Source organism: Catellatospora coxensis, assembly GCF_016862635.1.
Classification (GTDB): domain Bacteria; phylum Actinomycetota; class Actinomycetes; order Mycobacteriales; family Micromonosporaceae; genus Catellatospora; species Catellatospora coxensis.
Window position 1 is genome coordinate 1 of the sequence record NZ_BONI01000057.1, and the last position, 17,292, is coordinate 17,292.

At 73.1% G+C, this 17,292-nt stretch carries 15 protein-coding genes and 1 pseudogene; 8 read left to right on the forward strand and 8 right to left on the reverse strand.

Going from position 1 to position 17,292, the window contains the following annotated elements; translation table 11 throughout:
* Positions 1–50 precede the first annotated feature (50 nt).
* The 3 genes from Cco03nite_RS28460 to Cco03nite_RS28470 form a co-directional block, all read right to left on the reverse strand.
* Positions 51–893, reverse strand: a complete 843-nt coding sequence (locus Cco03nite_RS28460) for an SAM-dependent methyltransferase (RefSeq protein WP_203695530.1) — start codon at positions 891–893, stop codon at positions 51–53.
* A gap of 89 nt (positions 894–982) precedes the next feature.
* Entirely contained in the window at positions 983–2,347 is a 1,365-nt protein-coding gene (locus tag Cco03nite_RS28465; protein WP_203695532.1) for a lysine N(6)-hydroxylase/L-ornithine N(5)-oxygenase family protein, read from the reverse strand.
* A gap of 161 nt (positions 2,348–2,508) precedes the next feature.
* A complete protein-coding gene (locus Cco03nite_RS28470; protein ID WP_203695534.1) occupies positions 2,509–3,348 on the reverse strand; it encodes an NAD-dependent epimerase/dehydratase family protein in 840 nt (279 codons plus the stop codon).
* Positions 3,349–3,554: 206 nt separating this feature from the next.
* Between Cco03nite_RS28470 and Cco03nite_RS28475 the strand changes: the two genes are divergently transcribed.
* Positions 3,555–4,730 (forward strand): metallophosphoesterase, encoded by a 1,176-nt coding sequence (locus Cco03nite_RS28475; protein WP_239167729.1) that lies wholly within the window; start codon positions 3,555–3,557, stop codon positions 4,728–4,730.
* 3 nt (positions 4,731–4,733) lie between these two features.
* Here the strand turns inward: Cco03nite_RS28475 and Cco03nite_RS28480 are convergent, their stop codons facing one another.
* The gene (locus Cco03nite_RS28480) at positions 4,734–5,705 is read right to left on the reverse strand and encodes a DNA polymerase domain-containing protein (RefSeq protein WP_203695538.1); all 972 of its coding nucleotides are present in this window, start codon (positions 5,703–5,705) and stop codon (positions 4,734–4,736) included.
* A 91-nt stretch (positions 5,706–5,796) separates the two neighbouring features.
* Positions 5,797–6,846, reverse strand: coding sequence for an ABC transporter substrate-binding protein (locus tag Cco03nite_RS28485; protein ID WP_239167730.1), 1,050 nt, complete (start codon positions 6,844–6,846; stop codon positions 5,797–5,799).
* A 107-nt stretch (positions 6,847–6,953) separates the two neighbouring features.
* Here Cco03nite_RS28485 and Cco03nite_RS28490 point away from each other — a divergent pair, with 107 nt between their 5' ends.
* From Cco03nite_RS28490 to Cco03nite_RS28500, 3 genes are read left to right on the forward strand one after another with little or no spacing between them, the layout of a single operon-like run.
* Positions 6,954–8,006, forward strand: a complete 1,053-nt coding sequence (locus tag Cco03nite_RS28490; RefSeq protein ID WP_203695542.1) for a FecCD family ABC transporter permease — start codon at positions 6,954–6,956, stop codon at positions 8,004–8,006.
* Positions 8,007–8,008: 2 nt separating this feature from the next.
* Positions 8,009–9,085, forward strand: a complete 1,077-nt coding sequence (locus Cco03nite_RS28495; protein WP_203695544.1) for a FecCD family ABC transporter permease — start codon at positions 8,009–8,011, stop codon at positions 9,083–9,085.
* A gap of 17 nt (positions 9,086–9,102) precedes the next feature.
* Positions 9,103–9,936, forward strand: a complete 834-nt coding sequence (locus tag Cco03nite_RS28500; RefSeq protein WP_203695546.1) for an ABC transporter ATP-binding protein — start codon at positions 9,103–9,105, stop codon at positions 9,934–9,936.
* A gap of 106 nt (positions 9,937–10,042) precedes the next feature.
* Here the strand turns inward: Cco03nite_RS28500 and Cco03nite_RS28505 are convergent, their stop codons facing one another.
* Both Cco03nite_RS28505 and Cco03nite_RS42580 read right to left on the reverse strand, forming a co-directional pair.
* The gene (locus Cco03nite_RS28505; RefSeq protein WP_239167731.1) at positions 10,043–10,768 is read right to left on the reverse strand and encodes a SidA/IucD/PvdA family monooxygenase; all 726 of its coding nucleotides are present in this window, start codon (positions 10,766–10,768) and stop codon (positions 10,043–10,045) included.
* A 56-nt stretch (positions 10,769–10,824) separates the two neighbouring features.
* Positions 10,825–10,911 (reverse strand): annotated as a pseudogene (locus Cco03nite_RS42580) (SidA/IucD/PvdA family monooxygenase); the annotation flags it as partial.
* Between the two features lie 93 nt (positions 10,912–11,004).
* Here Cco03nite_RS42580 and Cco03nite_RS28510 point away from each other — a divergent pair.
* Genes Cco03nite_RS28510 through Cco03nite_RS28525 form a run of 4 tightly spaced genes read left to right on the forward strand, consistent with a single transcriptional unit; the run spans position 11,005 to position 16,338 of the window.
* Positions 11,005–11,958: a methionyl-tRNA formyltransferase gene (locus Cco03nite_RS28510; protein WP_203695548.1), complete on the forward strand. Its 954-nt coding sequence runs from the start codon at positions 11,005–11,007 to the stop codon at positions 11,956–11,958.
* The gene (locus Cco03nite_RS28515; RefSeq protein ID WP_239167732.1) at positions 11,955–13,757 is read left to right on the forward strand and encodes an ABC transporter ATP-binding protein; all 1,803 of its coding nucleotides are present in this window, start codon (positions 11,955–11,957) and stop codon (positions 13,755–13,757) included. The genes Cco03nite_RS28510 and Cco03nite_RS28515 overlap by 4 nt, the downstream gene beginning before the upstream one ends.
* Positions 13,754–15,550 (forward strand): ABC transporter ATP-binding protein, encoded by a 1,797-nt coding sequence (locus Cco03nite_RS28520; protein ID WP_239167733.1) that lies wholly within the window; start codon positions 13,754–13,756, stop codon positions 15,548–15,550. Before Cco03nite_RS28515 ends, Cco03nite_RS28520 begins: the two co-directional genes overlap by 4 nt.
* Positions 15,547–16,338, forward strand: a complete 792-nt coding sequence (locus tag Cco03nite_RS28525) for a DUF5984 family protein (RefSeq protein WP_203695550.1) — start codon at positions 15,547–15,549, stop codon at positions 16,336–16,338. The genes Cco03nite_RS28520 and Cco03nite_RS28525 overlap by 4 nt, the downstream gene beginning before the upstream one ends.
* Before the next feature lie 12 nt (positions 16,339–16,350).
* Here Cco03nite_RS28525 and Cco03nite_RS28530 read toward each other — a convergent pair whose 3' ends face one another.
* Entirely contained in the window at positions 16,351–17,199 is an 849-nt protein-coding gene (locus Cco03nite_RS28530; RefSeq protein WP_203695552.1) for a HEAT repeat domain-containing protein, read from the reverse strand.
* Positions 17,200–17,292 lie beyond the last annotated feature (93 nt).

The following is a 17,292-nucleotide window of genomic DNA, read 5'->3' on the forward strand; positions in this document are numbered from 1 at the left end:
CCCGCCCCGCGGCGGGTCGGCTTCGCCGACCGGCTGTACAGCGACCCAGGTCAGCGCTTGCGGGCCATGCCCGCCCAGTAGAAGGCCGCGTTCGGGTCGGCGGGCTCCGTCTCGGGGTGCCAGGCCATCACCGGCACGACACCCGGCTCGACCAGGTCCCAGCCCTCGAAGAACCGGGCCACGTCCACCTTCGTACGCGGGATGACCGTCATGCCGCCGCGCTCGGCCGAGGAGCGGATGACCTCCATGGCCTGCTCGTCGAACTCCCGGCCGGGGTGGGTGATGACGAGGTAGCTGCCCGAGGGCAGCGCGTCCATCAGCTCGCGGGTGTGACCCCACGGGTCCTCGGCGTCCTTGAGCAGCATCAGCACCGCGACCATCATCAGCGCCACCGGCTTGCTCAGGTCCAGGGTCTGCAGCAGCGCCGGATCCGACAGGATCTCCTGCGGCTTGCGCAGGTCGGCGTGGATGTACTCGCTGCGGCCCTCTTCCGAGCTGACCAGCAGCGCCCGCGCGTGGGCCAGCACGATCGGGTCGTTGTCCACGTAGACCACCCGGGTCTCCGGTGCGATGGCCTGCGCGTCCTCGTGCAGGTTGGGCCGGGTCGGGATGCCGGTGCCGATGTCGAGGAACTGCCGGATGCCCGCGTCGGCGACCAGGTACTTCACCGCACGGCCGAGGAACTTCCGGTTCTCCTTGGCCATCGTCTTGATGGTGGGGATCGCCTGGATGAACGCGTCACCCATCGCCCGGTCGGCGGCGAAGTTGTCCTTGCCGCCCAGCCACCAGTCGTACATCCGCGCCGAGTGCGGTGTGCTCGTGTCGACGCCCGGAGGCGCGACCTCCTCGCCACCCGCACCCGGACCGCCGCCCTGCGACACTGACGCCTCCATTGACCGTCGTGGTGATGCAGCGGAAAGCATAGACCCGCGCTGTCCGGTCAGGCCACACCCAGCGCCACGGAAGTGCTACGCACAGATCATCACACTGCTCCACCCAGCACGGCCGGTTGCGCCGCGGCCACCCTCGGGCGGGTGATCAGGGCCGGCACCTCGGCGGTCAGCGTCGCGGCCGGGCCGTCCCGGTGGTCGAGAACGGACTGCAGGATCTCCCCCGCCCGTACCGCGGTCGCCGACAGCAGCGAGGACGTGAGGCCGTGCGAGTGCTCAGTGCCGCCCTGCAGGTAGACGCCGCAGGCCAGATCGGACCCGGTGGACAGCCGGTAGTCGCGCCCGGCGACCAGCCGGCCGTCGCCGTCGCGGCGCAGGTGCCCGGCGAGGTCGCCGAGCAGGCCCGACGGATCGGCCTGGCGGTAGCCGGTGGCGCACACCAGGATGTCCGCGTCCAGCTCCGTCCGCTCCCCGGTCAGCAGCGAGGACACCTCGACCTGGACCCGGTCGCCGCCGTCGCGCACGCCGGTCAGCCGGCTCGCGTTGAGGATGCGCAGCCGCTCCTGGCCGAGCACCTTCTCCTGGTAGACGCGACGGTACAGGTCGTTGATGAGGTCGAGGTCGACGACCGAGTAGTTGGTGCTGCGGTGGTAGTCCAGCAGCAGCCGCTTGGTCTGCGGCGGGGCGGTGAAGAAGTCGTCGACCGCGCCCGGGTCGAAGATGCGGTTGGCGAACGGGCTGTCGTCGGCGGGGCTGTAGCCGTACCGGGAGAAGACCGCGCAGACCTCGGCCCCGGGGAATCGCTCGTGCAGGAACGCGGTCGCCTCGGCCGCGCTCTGCCCCGCGCCGACCACCACGAACCGCTTCGCGCCGGACCAGTGCCCGACCTGGTGCAGCAGGTCCTGGGTGTGCCAGACCCGCGCCGACGGGGTGACCCCGTCGGGCAGCTGCGGGGACAGGCCGGTCGCGAAGACCACGTTGCGGGCGCGCAGCGCCGTCGCGGTACGCGGTCCCTGGGCCACCACCATGAGGTGGTCGGCGCGGCCGCGCTCGTACACCGGGTGCACGTCGACGACCTCGTGGCCGTAGCGGACCATGCCGCTGACCTGCGCCGCCGCCCATTCCAGGTAGTCGTGGAACTCCACGCGCAGCGGGTACAGGCTCTTGTGGTTGATGAAGTCGATGAGCCGGCCCCGGCTGTGCAGGTAGCACAGGAAGCTGAACCGGCTCGCCGGGTTGCGCAGGGTGACCAGGTCCTTCATGAACGAGACCTGCATCGTGGCGTCGTCGAGCAGCATGCCGCGGTGCCAACCGAAGGCGGCCTGCCGCTCCAGGAAGACCGCGCTGACCGGAGCCGGGCTCTCCGCGGCGGCGACGGCCAGGGCCAGGTTGGACGGACCGAATCCCACGCCCACGATGTCATGGACGACGTCCCCGCCAAACGATTGTTCTGTCATTGCGGTCCCGTTCCTAAGCATCGCCGGCGAGCTTCCTCGCCAGCACTTAGGTTAGGCTAACCTACGCCATTCGGCTTGCCAATACGGGGCCGCTTTCAGCGTAGGTCGTGAATGGAATTCTCATCCATGCCGATGAATTAGGCAAGGCATACCTCACGGAGTCAGGCGTAGAGGTGCTCCGGGACCAGGCCCAGCAGGCGGCCCGACAGGGACAGGTCGAACGGCACGGCGCGGCCCGGGAACTCCGCCCGCCGCGGCACCCCCGGGTGGAACCGGTCGAGCAGTTCCTCGGTCGGCAGCGCGGCCAGGGTGATCGGGGCGGCCACGTAGATCTCGTGCGCGCCGGACAGCGGCCTGGTCAGCGCCAGCCAGTTCGCCGTCGCCGCGTCGCGGTCCTCCAGGTAGGCCCACAGCGAGCGGGCGCCCTGCACCGGGTCGGCGCGGTAATGCGAGGCGAACGTGGGCAGGCGCTCGGTCAGGCCGCCGAGCAGCGGGAAGCGCAGCGTCACCACGGTCATGCCGTAGCGGCGGGCCATCATCTGGCCGATCTGCTCGTCGACCTGCTTGCTCAGCGCGTACGGGTCCGCCGCCAGCAGCGGGTGCGCCTCGTCGACGGGCAGGTACAGCGGCGCGATCGGCTCCGGCGACCAGGCGAAACCCAGCGCGGACTGGCTGCCCGCCAGCACCGCCCGGGTCACTCCCGCCTGCGCGGCCTGCTCCAGCACGACGAACGTGCTGCGGGTGTTCCCGCAGAACACCTCCTCGGCCGTGCCGAGCGTCGGCGCGGGGATCGCGGCGCAGTGCACCACCGCGTCCACCCCCGACAGCGCCTCGCGCACCACCGCCGCCTCGCCCGTGTCGCCCACCACGACCCGCGCTGCCGGGAGGTCACCGGCGTCGTGCAGGTCAAGCGCCGTCGCGGCGACGCCTTCCCGGGCGAGCAGGTCGAGCGTGGCCCGCCCGAGCCGTCCCGCGGCCCCGGTCACCAACACGCGCTTCACCGGCCGACCCCACAACGAATCATCACCACACCGTTCTACCTCGCCCCCGCCCCCACCTCGCCCCCACCTCCCGTAAATGGATCTAGAAGAGTTGTGGTCGCCCTGACGACCACAACTCTTCTAGATCGGAAGGCCTGCGCGTCGACGCGGGGCGGGGTTGGTGGGGGCGTGGCATGCTTGGCAGTCCGACCTTTGAAGGAGTACGCGTGTCGACTGGCGAGGCCGTCCAGGCCGCCCCGGCACGGCGGTCCCTGCGACCGCTGCTGTTCGGCCTGACCGTGACCACCGTGCTGGGGCTGCTGTTCGGCGTGCCCTGGTGGACGCTGCTGCTGGCCGGCGCCCACTGGCCGACCCCGGTGGTCGCCGCGGGCACCGCCCTGTTCGCCGTCGCCGCGCTGGCGTTCCCGGTGCTGATGTTCCAGGGCCACGCCCGGGGCAACGACTGGGCGTCGCGGATCGCCGACACGACGCTCGGCGTGATCTGGGTGCTGTTCGTGTGGTCCGTGCTCGGCAACGTGCTGCGCGGCGCGCTGGCGCTCGGCGGCGTCGCCGACCCGCTGCGCTCCCGGATCACGGCCGCCGCGGTCGCGGTGATCGCGCTGGTCCTGGTCGTCTGGGGGTACGCCGAGGCGATGCGGGTGCCCCGCGTCCGCCGGGTCGAGGTGGTCCTGCCCCGGCTCGGCAAGGGGCTCGACGGCCTGAAGGTCGTCCTGCTGACCGACACGCACTACGGCCCGATCGAGCGCTCCCGCTGGTCAGCCGGGGTGACCAGGGCGGTCAACGCGCTGGACCCGGACATCGTCTGCCACACCGGCGACATCGCCGACGGCACCGTCGCGCAGCGCACCGCGCAGGCCGCGCCGCTCGGCGACATCCGCGCCAAGCTGGCCCGCACCTACGTGACCGGCAACCACGAGTACTACGGCGAGGCCGAGGGCTGGCTCGCGCACATGCAGCACCTGGGCTGGGAGTGCCTGCACAACCGGCACCTGGTCGTCGAGCGGGGCGGTGACCGGCTCGTCGTGGCGGGCGTCGACGACATCACCGCGTCGCACTCGCGCACCGGCCACTCGATGGACCACGCGGCCGCGCTGGCCGGGGCCGACCCGGACCTGCCGGTGCTGCTGCTGGCCCACCAGCCCAAGCAGATCACCGCGGCCGTCGCGCACGGCGTCGACCTGCAGATCTCCGGCCACACCCACGGCGGCCAGATCTGGCCCTTCCACTACCTGGTGCGCCTGGACCAGCCCGCGGTGCAGGGCCTGTCCCGCCACGGCGAGCGCACCCAGCTCTACACCAGCCGCGGCACCGGCTTCTGGGGCCCGCCCCTGCGCGTCTTCGCCCCGAGCGAGATCACCGAACTCACCCTCCGCACCGCCTGACCGTCACTCCTGCCCTTCGGCTTCGCGGCGGGCTTTGGCGCGGCGTTTGCCCTCGTGCATGGCCTGGACGCGGGCGATGGGGATGGTGTGGCCCTCTGCGATGAGGTCGGCGGGCAGGGCCTGCGGGGCGGGCATCGCGTCGGCCCAGGGGTCGGACTTGGCGACCAGGTCGGGCACTGTGCGGATGGTGAAGTCGGCGGGGGTGACGTTCTCCAGGTCCGTCCAGGCCACTGGGCAGGACACCGGCAGGCCGGGGCGGATGCGGGGGCTGTATACGGCGACGACGGTCGCGCCGCCGGAGCGGGTGGCGTCGAGGAAGACCTTGCCGTGGCGGTCCTCGCGGATGAACGCGGTGGTGGCGAGTTTCGGGTCGAGCCGTTCGGCACGCGCGGCCACGGCCCGGGTCGCGGCGGCGACCTCCTCCGGGTCGGCCTTGCCGTCGAGGGGCACGAACACGTGCACGCCCTTGCTGCCGCTGGTCTTGACCGCGCCGTCGAGCCCGCAGTCGGCCAGCGCCTGGCGCACCAGCAGCGCGCCCTGCACCGCCTTGCCGAAGGTGTCGTCGCCCTCCGGCGGGTCGAGGTCGAGGATCAGGTGCGTCGGCGACAGCGGCGACCCCACCAGCGCCAGGGCCGCGTGATACTCCACGGCCCGCTGGTTGGCGAACCAGATCAGCGTGCGCCGGTCGTTGCCCAGGGCGTACGTCACCTCGCGGTGCGAGGCCTCGGCCCAGACCGCGGCTCGGGGCACCCAGTCCGGCGTGTACTTGGGCAGGTTCTTCTGCATGAACGCCGGCTGCCCGGGGCGGATCCGGATCACCGACAGCGCCCGGTCCCGCAACGCGGGGATGATCCGCTCGTGTACCGCGTCCAGGTAGTCCACCAGGTCGCGTTTGGTCGCGCCGGCCTCGTCGAACAGGGGCTGGTCGAGGTTGGTCAGCGCCACCCCGTCGCGGGTCTCACCGTCTTTGGGCATGTGATCACCATTACCCGGCGGCGAGCGCCCGTCAACGCGAGTACGGAAAACGGGGTGGGCGAATGTCGCCCACCCCGTCTCGGTCACGGTGTCACTGCGCGCGCTTGACCTCGGTCGCCGGGTCGCCGTCGACGGCCGCGGCCAGCTGCGGCACCAGGCCGTCGAGCAGGTACGGCAGGCTGAGCGGGGTGATGAACGAGGTGGCGCCGCCGAGCAGCTCGCCGTTCTCCAGGAACACCTCGCGGGCCTGGGCCTTCACGTCGAGCTTGGCGTACAGCGGGTCGGCGTGGAGCTTGGCCTTGTCGGCGTCGTGCTTGTCGACGAGCCAGATCAGCACGTCGGTGTCGAGCAGGTCGGTGCGCTCGCGGCTGATGCTCTTGCCGAACTCCTTGCCGGTGATCGCGTCGAGGCCCGCGGGCATCGTGAAGCCGAGGTCCTGCAGCAGGCGGCCGCGCGGGTCCTGCGCGCCGTACACGTAGTAGCCCTGCCACTCGGTGGCGACGAGCGCGGTGGCCCCGGCGAACTTCGGGTTGGCGGCCTTGGCGGCGGCGAACTTGGCCTCGACGTCGGCGACGACCTTCTCGGCCTGCTCCTTGCGGCCGACGGCGGCGCCGACGATGCGGGTCGCCTGCTGCCAGGAGACGCCGTAGTCGATGGTGTCCTTGGGCTGGGCCAGCGTCGGCGCGATCTTCGACAGGGTGGCGTAGTCCTCGGCGGTGAGGTTCGAGTACAGGCCCACGATCAGGTCGGGGCGCAGCGCGGCGACCTTCTCGAACTTGATGCCGTCGGTGTTGGTGAGCACCTCCGGCTTGGCCGCCGAGCCCAGCTCGTCGGTCGCCCACGGCCAGACCGCGCCCGGGTGCCCGCCGAACCACTCGGTGGTGGCGACGGGCACGACACCCAGCGACAGCAGCGCGTCCTGCTCGACGAGGCCGACCACGACGACCCGCTTGGGCTCTGCCTTGATCTCGGTGGTGCCGTACTTGTGCTCGATCGACACGGGGAACGCGGCGGAGGTCGCGCCCTGGCTGCCGGAGGTGCCGGACGGCTCCTGATCGGTGCCGCACGCGGCGAGGCCGAGGCCGAGGAGCACCGCGGTGGCGGTGGCCGTCAGCGCGCGGGCGGATGAGAGAAGCCGCACGGTTGTTCCTTTCTTTGCTGGTGGGACCGCCCCCTGGCGGTTCCCGCCGAGGAGCATAGGTTAGCCTCCCCTAATCTCCAACTCGGGGTTGAGCAGAAGGAGCGGTGATGACCCAGACGACCGGCGTGCTGCCCGCGCCGCCCGCGGCGGTCCGTACGCCGCGCGCGGGCCACGCCTGGCGGCGCGGCGGGCTGGTGCTCGGCGTGCTCGCGCTGGCCGGCGTGTTCGCGCTGAGCATCGCGGTCGGCAGCCGCACCATTGCGCTCGGCACCGTGTGGCAGGTGCTCTGGCACGACGACGGCTCTGCGCAGTCGGACATCGTGCACCAGCTGCGGATCCCCCGTACGCTGCTCGGCCTCGGGGTCGGAGCGGCGCTCGGGCTGGCCGGGGCGCTGATGCAGGCGCTGACCCGCAACCCGCTGGCCGAACCCGGCCTGCTCGGGGTGAACCTGGGCGCGTCCTCGGGCGTCGTCGTCGCCATCGCGTTCCTCGGCCTGACCTCGCCCAGCGCGTACGTGTGGTTCGCCTTCGGCGGGGCCGCGCTGACCGCGACGGCCGTGTTCGCCCTCGGCGGGTCCGGGCGCTTCCCCACCCCGGAACGGCAGGTGCTGGCCGGAGTGTCCATCACCGCCGTGCTCGGCGCGCTGGTCTGGGCGGTGCTGGTCACCAACCGCGGCACGTTCGACCGCTACCGGCACTGGGACGTCGGCTCGCTGGCCGATCGCGACGGTGACACCCTGCTCCGCGTCGCGCCGTTCCTGATCGCCGGGATCCTGCTCACGCTGAGCCTGGGCGGCCGGCTCAACGCCCTGAGCATGGGCGACGAGGCCGCCACCGCGCTGGGCGCGCACCCGGGCCGCATCCGCCTGCTCGGCGTCGCCGCGATCACGCTGCTGTGCGGCGCGGCGACCGCCGCCTGCGGCCCGATCTGGTTCCTCGGCCTGGCCGTGCCGTACATCGCGCGCCTGGTCACCGGCCCCGACCACCGCTGGATCCTCGCCTACGCCGTGGTGCTGGGCCCGATCCTGCTGCTCGGCGCGGACGTGCTCGGCCGGGTGCTGACCGCCCCGTCGGAGCTGCAGGTCGGCATCGTCACCGCGTTCCTGGGCGCGCCGGTCTTCATCGCCCTGTGCCGCCGCCGGAAGCTGGGGAGCCTGTGAACATGATCACCGAGCCGGACGCCGCAGCGCCGGGCCGCGCCCGCGCTCGGCAGATCGTATTGCGCAGCCCTGGTGGCGCGCTCTCGCTGCGGCTGCCCGCGCGGGCGCTGCTCGTCGGTGCTGTGCTGCTGCTGGCAGCCGCCGCGATCGCCGTCGTCAACCTGTCCAGTGGGGACTTCCCGATCCCGGTCGGGGATGTGCTGCGCAGCCTGGTCGGGCAGGGCGATCCGGGCACCGACTTCATCGTGCACGAGCTGCGGCTGCCCCGGGCGCTGGTGGCACTGCTGGTCGGCGCGGCGCTGGGCGCGAGCGGCGCGGTGTTCCAAGGCCTGACCCGCAACCCGCTGGGCAGCCCCGACTTCGTCGGCCTGACCGTCGGCGCGGCCACCGGCGCGCTCGTGGTGATCCTGCTGCTCGACGGCAGCGGCGGGCAGGTCGCCGCCGGCGCGATCGCCGGGTGCGTGCTCACCTCGATCGCGATCTACCTGCTCGCCTTCCGCGGCGGCACCCAGCCGTTCCGCCTGATCCTGATGGGCGTCGGCGTGTCCGCCCTGCTGGAGGCGGTCAACTCGTACCTGATCGTGAAGGGCCGGCTGGACGAGGCGCTGGCCGCGCAGGTGTGGCTCATCGGCAGCCTCAGCGGCCGCGGCTGGACCGAGGTCACCATCGTCGCGCTGACGCTCGCCGCGCTGCTGCCCGTGGTCCTCCACTACGGACGGCACCTGAACATGCTCGCGCTGGGCGACGACACCGCGACCCTGCACGGCGTACGCGTCGAGCGCAGCCGGGCCGTGCTCGCCCTGGCCAGTGTGGGGCTGGCCGCGGGCGCGACGGCCGCCGCGGGCCCGATCGCGTTCGTGGCGCTGGCCGCCCCGCAGCTCGCCGCGCGGCTGACCCGCTCCCCCGGGCCCGGCATCCTGCCCGCCGCGGCGATGGGCGCGGCGCTGTTGTCGGGCAGCGACTGGGCGGCGCAGCGCGTGCTGCCCGACAACGACATCCCCGCCGGCGTGGTCACCGCCGCGATCGGCGGGCTCTACCTGACCTGGCTGCTGGCCCGTGAGTGGCGGCGCGGCCGATGAGCACGAAGGAGCGAGCGATGCGGGCACGGCTGCGGGCCGAGAACCTGACTCTGGCGTACGACCGGCGCGTCGTGGCCCGGAATCTCGGCGTCGAGATCGCCGACGGGTCGTTCACGGTCATCGTCGGGCCGAACGCCTGCGGCAAGTCCACGCTGCTCAAGTCCCTGGCACGGGTGCTCAAGCCGCAGGCCGGCACGGTCTACCTCGACGGCGCGGCGATCGCCTCGCTGCCCTCGCGCCAGGTCGCCAAGCAGCTGGGCATGCTGCCGCAGTCACCGGTCGTGCCGGCCGGGATCGCGGTGGAGGACCTGGTCGCCCGGGGCCGCTTCGCCCACCAGCGGCTGCTGCGGCAGTGGTCGGCCGACGACGCGGCGGCGGTACGCGAGGCGATGGCCGTGACCGAGGTGTCCGAGCTGGCCGACCGGTTCGTCGACGAGCTGTCCGGCGGGCAGCGCCAGCGGGTGTGGCTGGCCGTCGCGCTGGCCCAGCAGACCCCGATCCTGCTGCTCGACGAGCCCACGACGTTCCTGGACCTGGCGCACCAGTTCGAGGTCCTCGACCTGTGCGCGGAGCTGCACGAGCAGGGCCGCACCGTGGTCGCCGTGCTGCACGACCTCAACCAGGCCTGCCGCTACGCCACCGACCTGGTCGTCATGCGCTGCGGCGAGATCGTCGCCCAGGGCGCGCCTGCGGCGGTGATGACGGCCGAGCTGGTCGAGCACGTCTTCGGCGTCGCCAGCCAGGTGATGACCGACCCGCAGACCGGCACGCCGATGGTCGTACCAGCGGATCGTCACCGGCGCCGCACCGCTCGCACCGCGCCCGTCCCCGCGCAGCCGGCCGCCCGCTGATCCGTCACGTTCGGTGACGGCCGAACAGCGGGCATCCCTGCGTGCGGCTACATCTTTTTTGATGTGGCCACATCAAAAAAGATGTAGCCGCACGCGGAGACACCTCTTATCCGGCGAGGGCGGGAACCGCGGTGCGGGTCAGCGAGCGCACGATCTCACCGGCCCGAACGGCCGTGTTGGACAGCAGCGTCGAGCTGATGCCGTGGGTGTGCTCGGTCGGGCCCTGCACGTAGATGGCGCAGCGCACGTCACCGCCGGTCGCGACGCGGTGGTCGCGCTCGGCCTGAAGCTGCCCGTCCGCGCGGCGCAGGCAGTGCTCGCCCAGCTCGCCGAGCAGCTGCAACGGGTCGTTGCTGCGGTAGCCGGTCGCCCAGACCACGGCGTCGGCCTCCAGCACGATGCGCTCGCCGGTCGGCAGGAACTCGACGGTCACCCGGACCCGGTCCGCCTCCTCGACGAGGTCCACCACCCGGGAGGCGTGCATGAAGCGCAGCCGCTCCCGGCCGAGCACCTTCTCCTGGTACATGCGGCGGTAGAGGCCCTGGATGACGTCCAGGTCGACGACCGAGTAGTTGGTGGAGCCGTGGTAGTCCATCAGCATCCGCTTGACCGGCTCGGGCGCGTCGTAGAAGTGGTCGACGGCGGCGGGATCGAAGATGCGGTTGGCGAACGGGCTGTCGTCGGCGGGGGTGTAGCCGTACTTGGCGAACACCGCGCACACCTCGGCCTGCGGGTACGTCCGGTGCAGGCGGCGCAGCAGGTCGCGGCTGTGCCAGACGCGTGGGCCGGGGCGGATGCCGTCGGGCATCCGGGCCTCCAGTCCGGTGGCCACGACCAGCCGAACCGCGGCTGCTTCTCCAGGAACACCGCGTCCACCGGCTGCGCCAGCTCGCGTAACGCGATGGCCAGGGCCAGGTTGGAAGGGCCGAATCCGATCCCTGCGAGATCGTGGAGATGTGCGTCCGAGGTGGACATATACCCCTTCCGTGTGCGGCTCCCGCTGATTACATTAGGGTTACCTTAGCAAGGTAAGCCTTGCCTTTCGCTTCGATCCAGAGGAGGGCACCCATGCGGGTCGCGATGTTCGGTTACCAGACCTGGGGGCACCGCACGCTCCAGGCGCTGCTGGAGGCACCCGACCTCGAGGTGGTCCTCGTCGTCACGCACCCGAAGAGCGAGCACGCGTACGAGCGCATCTGGAGCGACTCCGTCGCCGACCTCGCCACCGAGAACGGCGTGCCCGTCCTGATCCGCGAGCGCCCCGACGACGAGGAGCTGATGGCCGCGCTCAAGGAGGCCGACCTCGACGTCATCGTGGCCACCAACTGGCGCACCTGGATCCCGCCGCAGGTCTTCACCCTGCCCCGGCACGGCACCCTGAACATCCACGACTCGCTGCTGCCGAAGTACGCCGGCTTCTCACCGCTGATCTGGGCGCTGCTCAACGACGAGCCCGAGGTCGGCGTCACCGCGCACATGATGGACGACACCCTCGACGCGGGCGACATCGTGCTGCAGCGCGCCGTGCCGGTCGGTCCGCGCGACACCACCGCCGACCTGTTCCACAAGACGCTCGCCCTGTTCGGGCCGATCACCGTCGACGGGCTGCGCCTGATCGCCTCGGGCCGCACCGACTGGACCCCGCAGGACCGCGCGCAGGCCAGCTTCTTCCACAAGCGCGCCGACGAGGACCTGCGCATCGACTGGACCTGGACGGCCGAGGAACTCGACCGCCTGGTCCGCGCCCAGTGCGACCCGTACCCGAACGCCTACACCTACTACCGCGGGCAGCGGATCCGCGTGCTCAAGGCGTCCGTGTCACAGGCCGTCTACGGCGGCACCCCGGGCCGGGTCTTCTACCGCGAGGGCGACGGCGTCGCCGTCGTCGCGGGCGCGGACGCCCGCCGCGGCAGGAGCAAGGGCCTGGTCATCGAGCGGGTACGCCTCGACGACGGCACCGAGCTGCCCGCCACCGACCTGTTCCGCACCATGGGCGGCTACCTGGGACACTCCCCAGCATGACCGCACTGATGCCACAGCTCACCGGCGGGCGCGTGCTGCGCGAGGCCCTGCGCGGGCAGGCGGGCCGGATCACCGGCAGCGCGCTGCTCAGCACCGGCCACCAGGCCGGTGAGGCCATGGTGCCGGTGGTGATCGGCCTGGTCGTGGACCGCGCCGTCGGCACCGGCTCCTCGTCCGAGCTGCTGGTCTGGCTCGGCGTGCTCGGAGCGGTGTTCGTGACCCTGTCGTTCAGCTTCCGCTTCGGCGCGCGGCTGGGCGAACGCGCCGCCGAGCAGGCCGGGCACGTGCTGCGGGTACGCCTGACCGACCGGGTCCTCGACGCGCGCGGCGGCGCCGACACCGGCCGGCTGCCGGGCGCGCTGGCCAGCGTCGCCACCAGCGACGCCGGGCGGGTCGGCATGGTCGCGCTCGCGCTCCCCCTCGGCATCGCGGGCGTCCTCGGCCTCGTCGTCGGCGCGGTCGCGCTGCTGCGGGTGTCGCTGCCGCTCGGCCTGCTGGTGCTGCTCGGCACCCCGCTCATGATGGGCCTCGCCCACCTGCTGGGCCGTCCCCTGCAGCAGCGCAGCGAGGTCGAGCAGGACCGGATCGCGCACACCGCCGGGCTCGCCGCGGACATGGTCGGCGGCCTGCGCGTGCTCAAGGGCATCGGCGCGGAACGGGCCGCGGCCGAGCGCTACCGGCTCAGCAGCCGCGCCGCGCTCACCGCGACCGTGCACGCCGCCCGCGCCAAGAGCTGGCACGACGGCACGCTGCTCGCCGTCAACGGGCTGTTCCTCGCCGTCGTCGCGCTGGTCGGCGGGCGGCTGGCCGCCGACGGCACGATCAGCGTCGGCGCGCTGATCGCCGCGGTCGGCATGGCGCAGTACCTGATCGGGCCGCTGTCGATGCTGGTCTGGGTCAACGGGGAGCTGGCCCAGGGCCGGGGCAGCGCGGCCCGCATCGCCGAGGTCCTGTCCTCTCCCCCGGCCGTCGGCGGGGACGCCCCGCTGCCCGGCCCGGTGACCGGTCGGCTGGCCGTACGCGGGCTGACCCATGCCGGGCTGCGCGATCTCAACCTCGACGTCGACGCCGGGCAGCTCGTCGGCGTCGTCACCGCCGACCCCGCCCACGCCGAGGCCCTGGTCGACCTGCTCGGCCGCGAACGCGAACCCGACTCCGGCACCATCACCCTCGACGGCCACGACCTGTCCGCCCTCGACCCCGAGGCGGTACGCGCCGCGCTGCTCGTCGTCGCCCACGACGCCGACCTGTTCGAGGGCACCCTGCGCGACAACGTCGTCACCTCGGCCGCGCCCGGTGGCACCCCGGCGGACCGGCCGGACGGAGCCGTCGCCGCGGCCCTGCCACAGCAACGGGCCCACCGGGCCGCCGACACCGTCGCACCGCCCGGCACCGGCACAGCCGAACTGCTCACCGCCGCGCTGGCCGCGTCCGGCGCGGACGAGGTCGCCGCGACCCTGGCCGCCGGTGTCGACGGGGCACTCGCCGAGCGGGGCCGGTCCCTGTCCGGCGGGCAGCGCCAGCGCGTCGCCCTGGCCCGCGCGCTGGCCGCCGACGCCCCCGTGCTGGTCCTGCACGAGCCCACCACGGCCGTCGACGCGGTCACCGAGCTGCGCATCGTGCACGGCGTACGCCGCCTGCGCGCGGGCCGTACCACCGTCGTCATCACCACCAGCCCTGCGCTGCTGGCCGCCGCCGACACCGTCCACTTCGTCGCCGACGGCGCGCTCACCGCGTCCGGCACCCACGAGCAGCTCGTGCGCGAGCACACCGGCTACCGCGCGACGGTGCTCGCATGACCGGCCAGGAGGGGACCCCGATGACCGAGCAGCGCGAACTGCTGCCCACCGCCACCGGCCGGCAGACCGTCGCCGCGCTGCGTACGCTGCTGCGCCCCCGCCGGTGGCTGGCCGGGGCCGGGCTGCTCGTGCTGACCTCCGCGACCGCCGTCGGGCTGTTCGTCGCGCCGCTGCTCGGCCACGTCGTCGACCTCGTCACCACCGGCGCGCCCGCGTCCGCGATCACCACCCCGGTCGTCGCCCTGGCCGTGGTCGCCGTCGCGTCCGGCGCGGCCACCGCCTGGGGCCTGACCCTCATCGCCCGGCTCGGCGAGGGCGCCCTGGCCGAGCTGCGGGAACGTTTCCTCGACCGGGCGCTGCGGCTGCCGCTGGGCCAGGTCGAGCGGGCCGGGTCCGGCGACCTGACCTCCCGCGCCGGCAACGACCTCAACGCGGTCGCGTCCGTGGTCCGCTCCGGGCTGCCCGAGCTGGCCCGGTCCCTGCTGGCGATCTTCCTCACCCTGGCCGGGCTGGCCGTGCTCGACTGGCGCTTCATGGCCGCCGCGCTGCTGGCCGCGCCCGTGCAGCTCTACACCGTCTGGTGGTACGGCGGCCGCGCCCTGCCCCTGTACGCCCGCCAGCGCGTCGCCGTCGGCGCCCAGCAGCAGCAGCTCCTGGAGACCATCGGCGGCGCGCCGACGGTACGCGCGCTGCGCCGCCGCGAGCAGCACCTCGGCCTGGTCACCGGCCGCTCGCAGGAGGCCGTGGACCTGACCATGCGCGGCGTCAACCTGGTCACCCGCTTCTACGCCCGGCTCAACCTGGCCGAGTTCATCGGCCTGTCCGCGGTGCTGGCCACCGGTTTCCTGCTGGTGCGCTCCGGCGAGGTCAGCATCGGCGCAGCCACCGCGGCGGCGCTGTACTTCCACAACCTGTTCACGCCGGTCAACATCGCCCTCGGGCTGATCGACGACGTGCAGTCGGCGACCGCCGCGCTGGTCCGCATCGTCGGCGTCGCCGACCTGCCCGAGCCTGCCGCGCCGCCGGCTCCGCGTACGCCCGCCGACGCGTCGCTGCACGCCGACGCGGTCAGCCACGCCTACACCGCCGACCGTCCCGTGCTGCACGAGGTCACCATCGCGGTGCCCGCCGGGCAGCGGGTCGCGCTGGTCGGCGCGAGCGGCGCCGGCAAGAGCACCCTCGCCGGGCTGGTCGCGGGCGTGCACGAGCCGACGTCGGGCAGCATCCGGGTCGGCGGCGTCGGCATCGGCGACCTCGACCCGGCCGGCCGCCGCGCCGTCGCCCTGATCACGCAGGAGGTGTACGTCTTCGCGGGCACGCTCGCCGAGGACCTGCGCCTGGCCCGCCCCGACGCCACCGATGACGAGCTGACGGCCGCGCTGGAGCAGGTCGGGGCCGCCGAGTGGGCCGCCGCGCTGCCGGAGGGCCTGGCCACCGTGGTCGGCGAGGGCGGCCACCGGCTCACCGCCGCGCAGGCGCAGCAGCTCGCCCTGGCCCGCCTGGTGCTCGCCGACCCGGCCGTCGCCGTGCTGGACGAGGCCACCGCCGAGGCGGGCAGCGCCGGAGCCCGGGTCCTGGAGGCGTCGGTGGTCGCCGCGCTGCAGGGGCGTACCGGACTCCTGGTCGCGCACCGGCTCACCCAGGCGGCACTCGCCGACCGCGTCGTCGTGCTCGACGAAGGCCGCATCGTGGAGAGCGGCTCCCACGACGAACTACGCGAAACCCCCGACGGCCGCTACGCCGAACTCTGGCGCGCCTGGTCCGGCCGCCGCGACGCGGACCACGCCGCGTGAGCGCCGACACCATCCGGATCCACTTCGAACTCCGCCCGCTGGCTGAGGTGAAGCCGTGGGGCAGCCACGTGGCCAACCTGCACTGGTTCGGCCTGACCGACGGCTGGTACTGGATCGAGGCCGGTGGGCATCAGCTGCTCCGGTACCGGGACGAGGCCGTCGCCCGCTGGGAACTGGAGCGCCCGTACCCGGACTACTACGTCGTCCGGCTGTGGGAGGACCTGCTGATACTCCGCTGGGCACTGCACGAGCCGGTGCCCGACGACCTCATCGAACTCGTCGCCGGTTCGTGGCCGTCCCGGGAGTGGCCGGACGAGTGGAGCGACGCCGCCGACGCGGCGATCGATCTGGCGGGCGACCACAGCCTCTACCTCAGTTATCTGGTCGGCGCGCCGATCCTGACGTTCTGGCGGCACATCACCGACGGGCAGGACCTGGTCAGCGTCGACCAGCACATCCGGCCGGCCGGCGAGTGCCACTTCGACGGCCCGGAACGGCTGGTCGTCACCGTGCCGACAGCGGAGTTCTTCGCCGCGGTCGCGGACTTCGACCGCCGGCTGATCGCGGCGATGGATGAGCGCGTCACCGAACTGGAGAAGACCGGACCTCCCCCGGGCGTCGAACTCGACCTCGAACAGCTGCGCCTCGAACACGGGCGGCGTTCCGGGTGGCTCGCCCAGCGCCTGGCGGCACCCCGGTCCGTGGACTGGGCGAGAGTGCGCGCCGGCGTCGCCGAGATGACGACCTGGCCGTTGCGCACAGACGCCGAGACGGAACCGGGCGATTGACCCGGCCTCGGATCACGACGTCCACGGGTGGTCACCACCGTCGTCCGGCTCGGCAGCCGGCCCGGACCGGGCGGTGATCGCAGCCTGGATGCGGCGCTGGGTGCGCAGGGCCTTCTTCGCCGCGACGCTGACCCAGCCGTCGAAGACCGTCTGGCCCTTGTCCTGCGCCATCAGCCGTTCCAGCGTCGGCACGACGCTCTCGTCGCCGGTCGAGCCAAGCGCGACGGCCGCCCAGTACCGCAGGTCCGGGTCGTCGTCCTCGGCCGCGGCGAGCAGCCGGGGAAGGACGTTCGGCGTGAACTTCGACAGCGCGCTCGCGAGGTAGCCGATCCGGGTGTAGCCGCGGTGCTCGAACGCGTCCCACAGGACCGCGAGCGCCTCGTCGCCGCCGATCGCGGCCAGCGCGTCGGCGGCGCGCTCGCGCAGCCAATCGGGTTCGGACCACAGCGCCTCGGCCAGCGCGGGCACCGCGGACTCGTCGCCGATCCGGCCGAGCGCGCGTACCGCCTGCTCCTGGCCCATCCAGTCGCCGCGTTCCAGCAGCGCCAGCAGGCCCGGCACCGCCGCCGGCAGGCGCAGTTCCGCACAGCCCATCGCGGACCAGGCCTGGCAGTTGTAACGGGTATCGGCCAGCGCGGCGAGCAACGGCTCCGCCAGGGAGTCGTCGACGAACACGGCGGCGTGGTTCAGCGCACGGCAGTAGAGCGAGCGGTGGTAGTGCGGGTAGTCGCCGACGAGCGCGCGCAGCGCCTCCAGCGCGGATTCGTCGCCGCCTTCCTTCGCACGGTCGAGCAGCCGGGACAGGTGCTCCTCGCGCTGGTCGAGGTCGCCGTCCATGAGTGCGCGCTGATCAGGGTTCACCCGGCAACGGTAGTCCCCGCCGCCACGGCCGGCGCAGCCCGGTGCTGCCCCGGCGCGACGGGGTCCCCTGCCTCACCGGCCGGCAACCGCCAC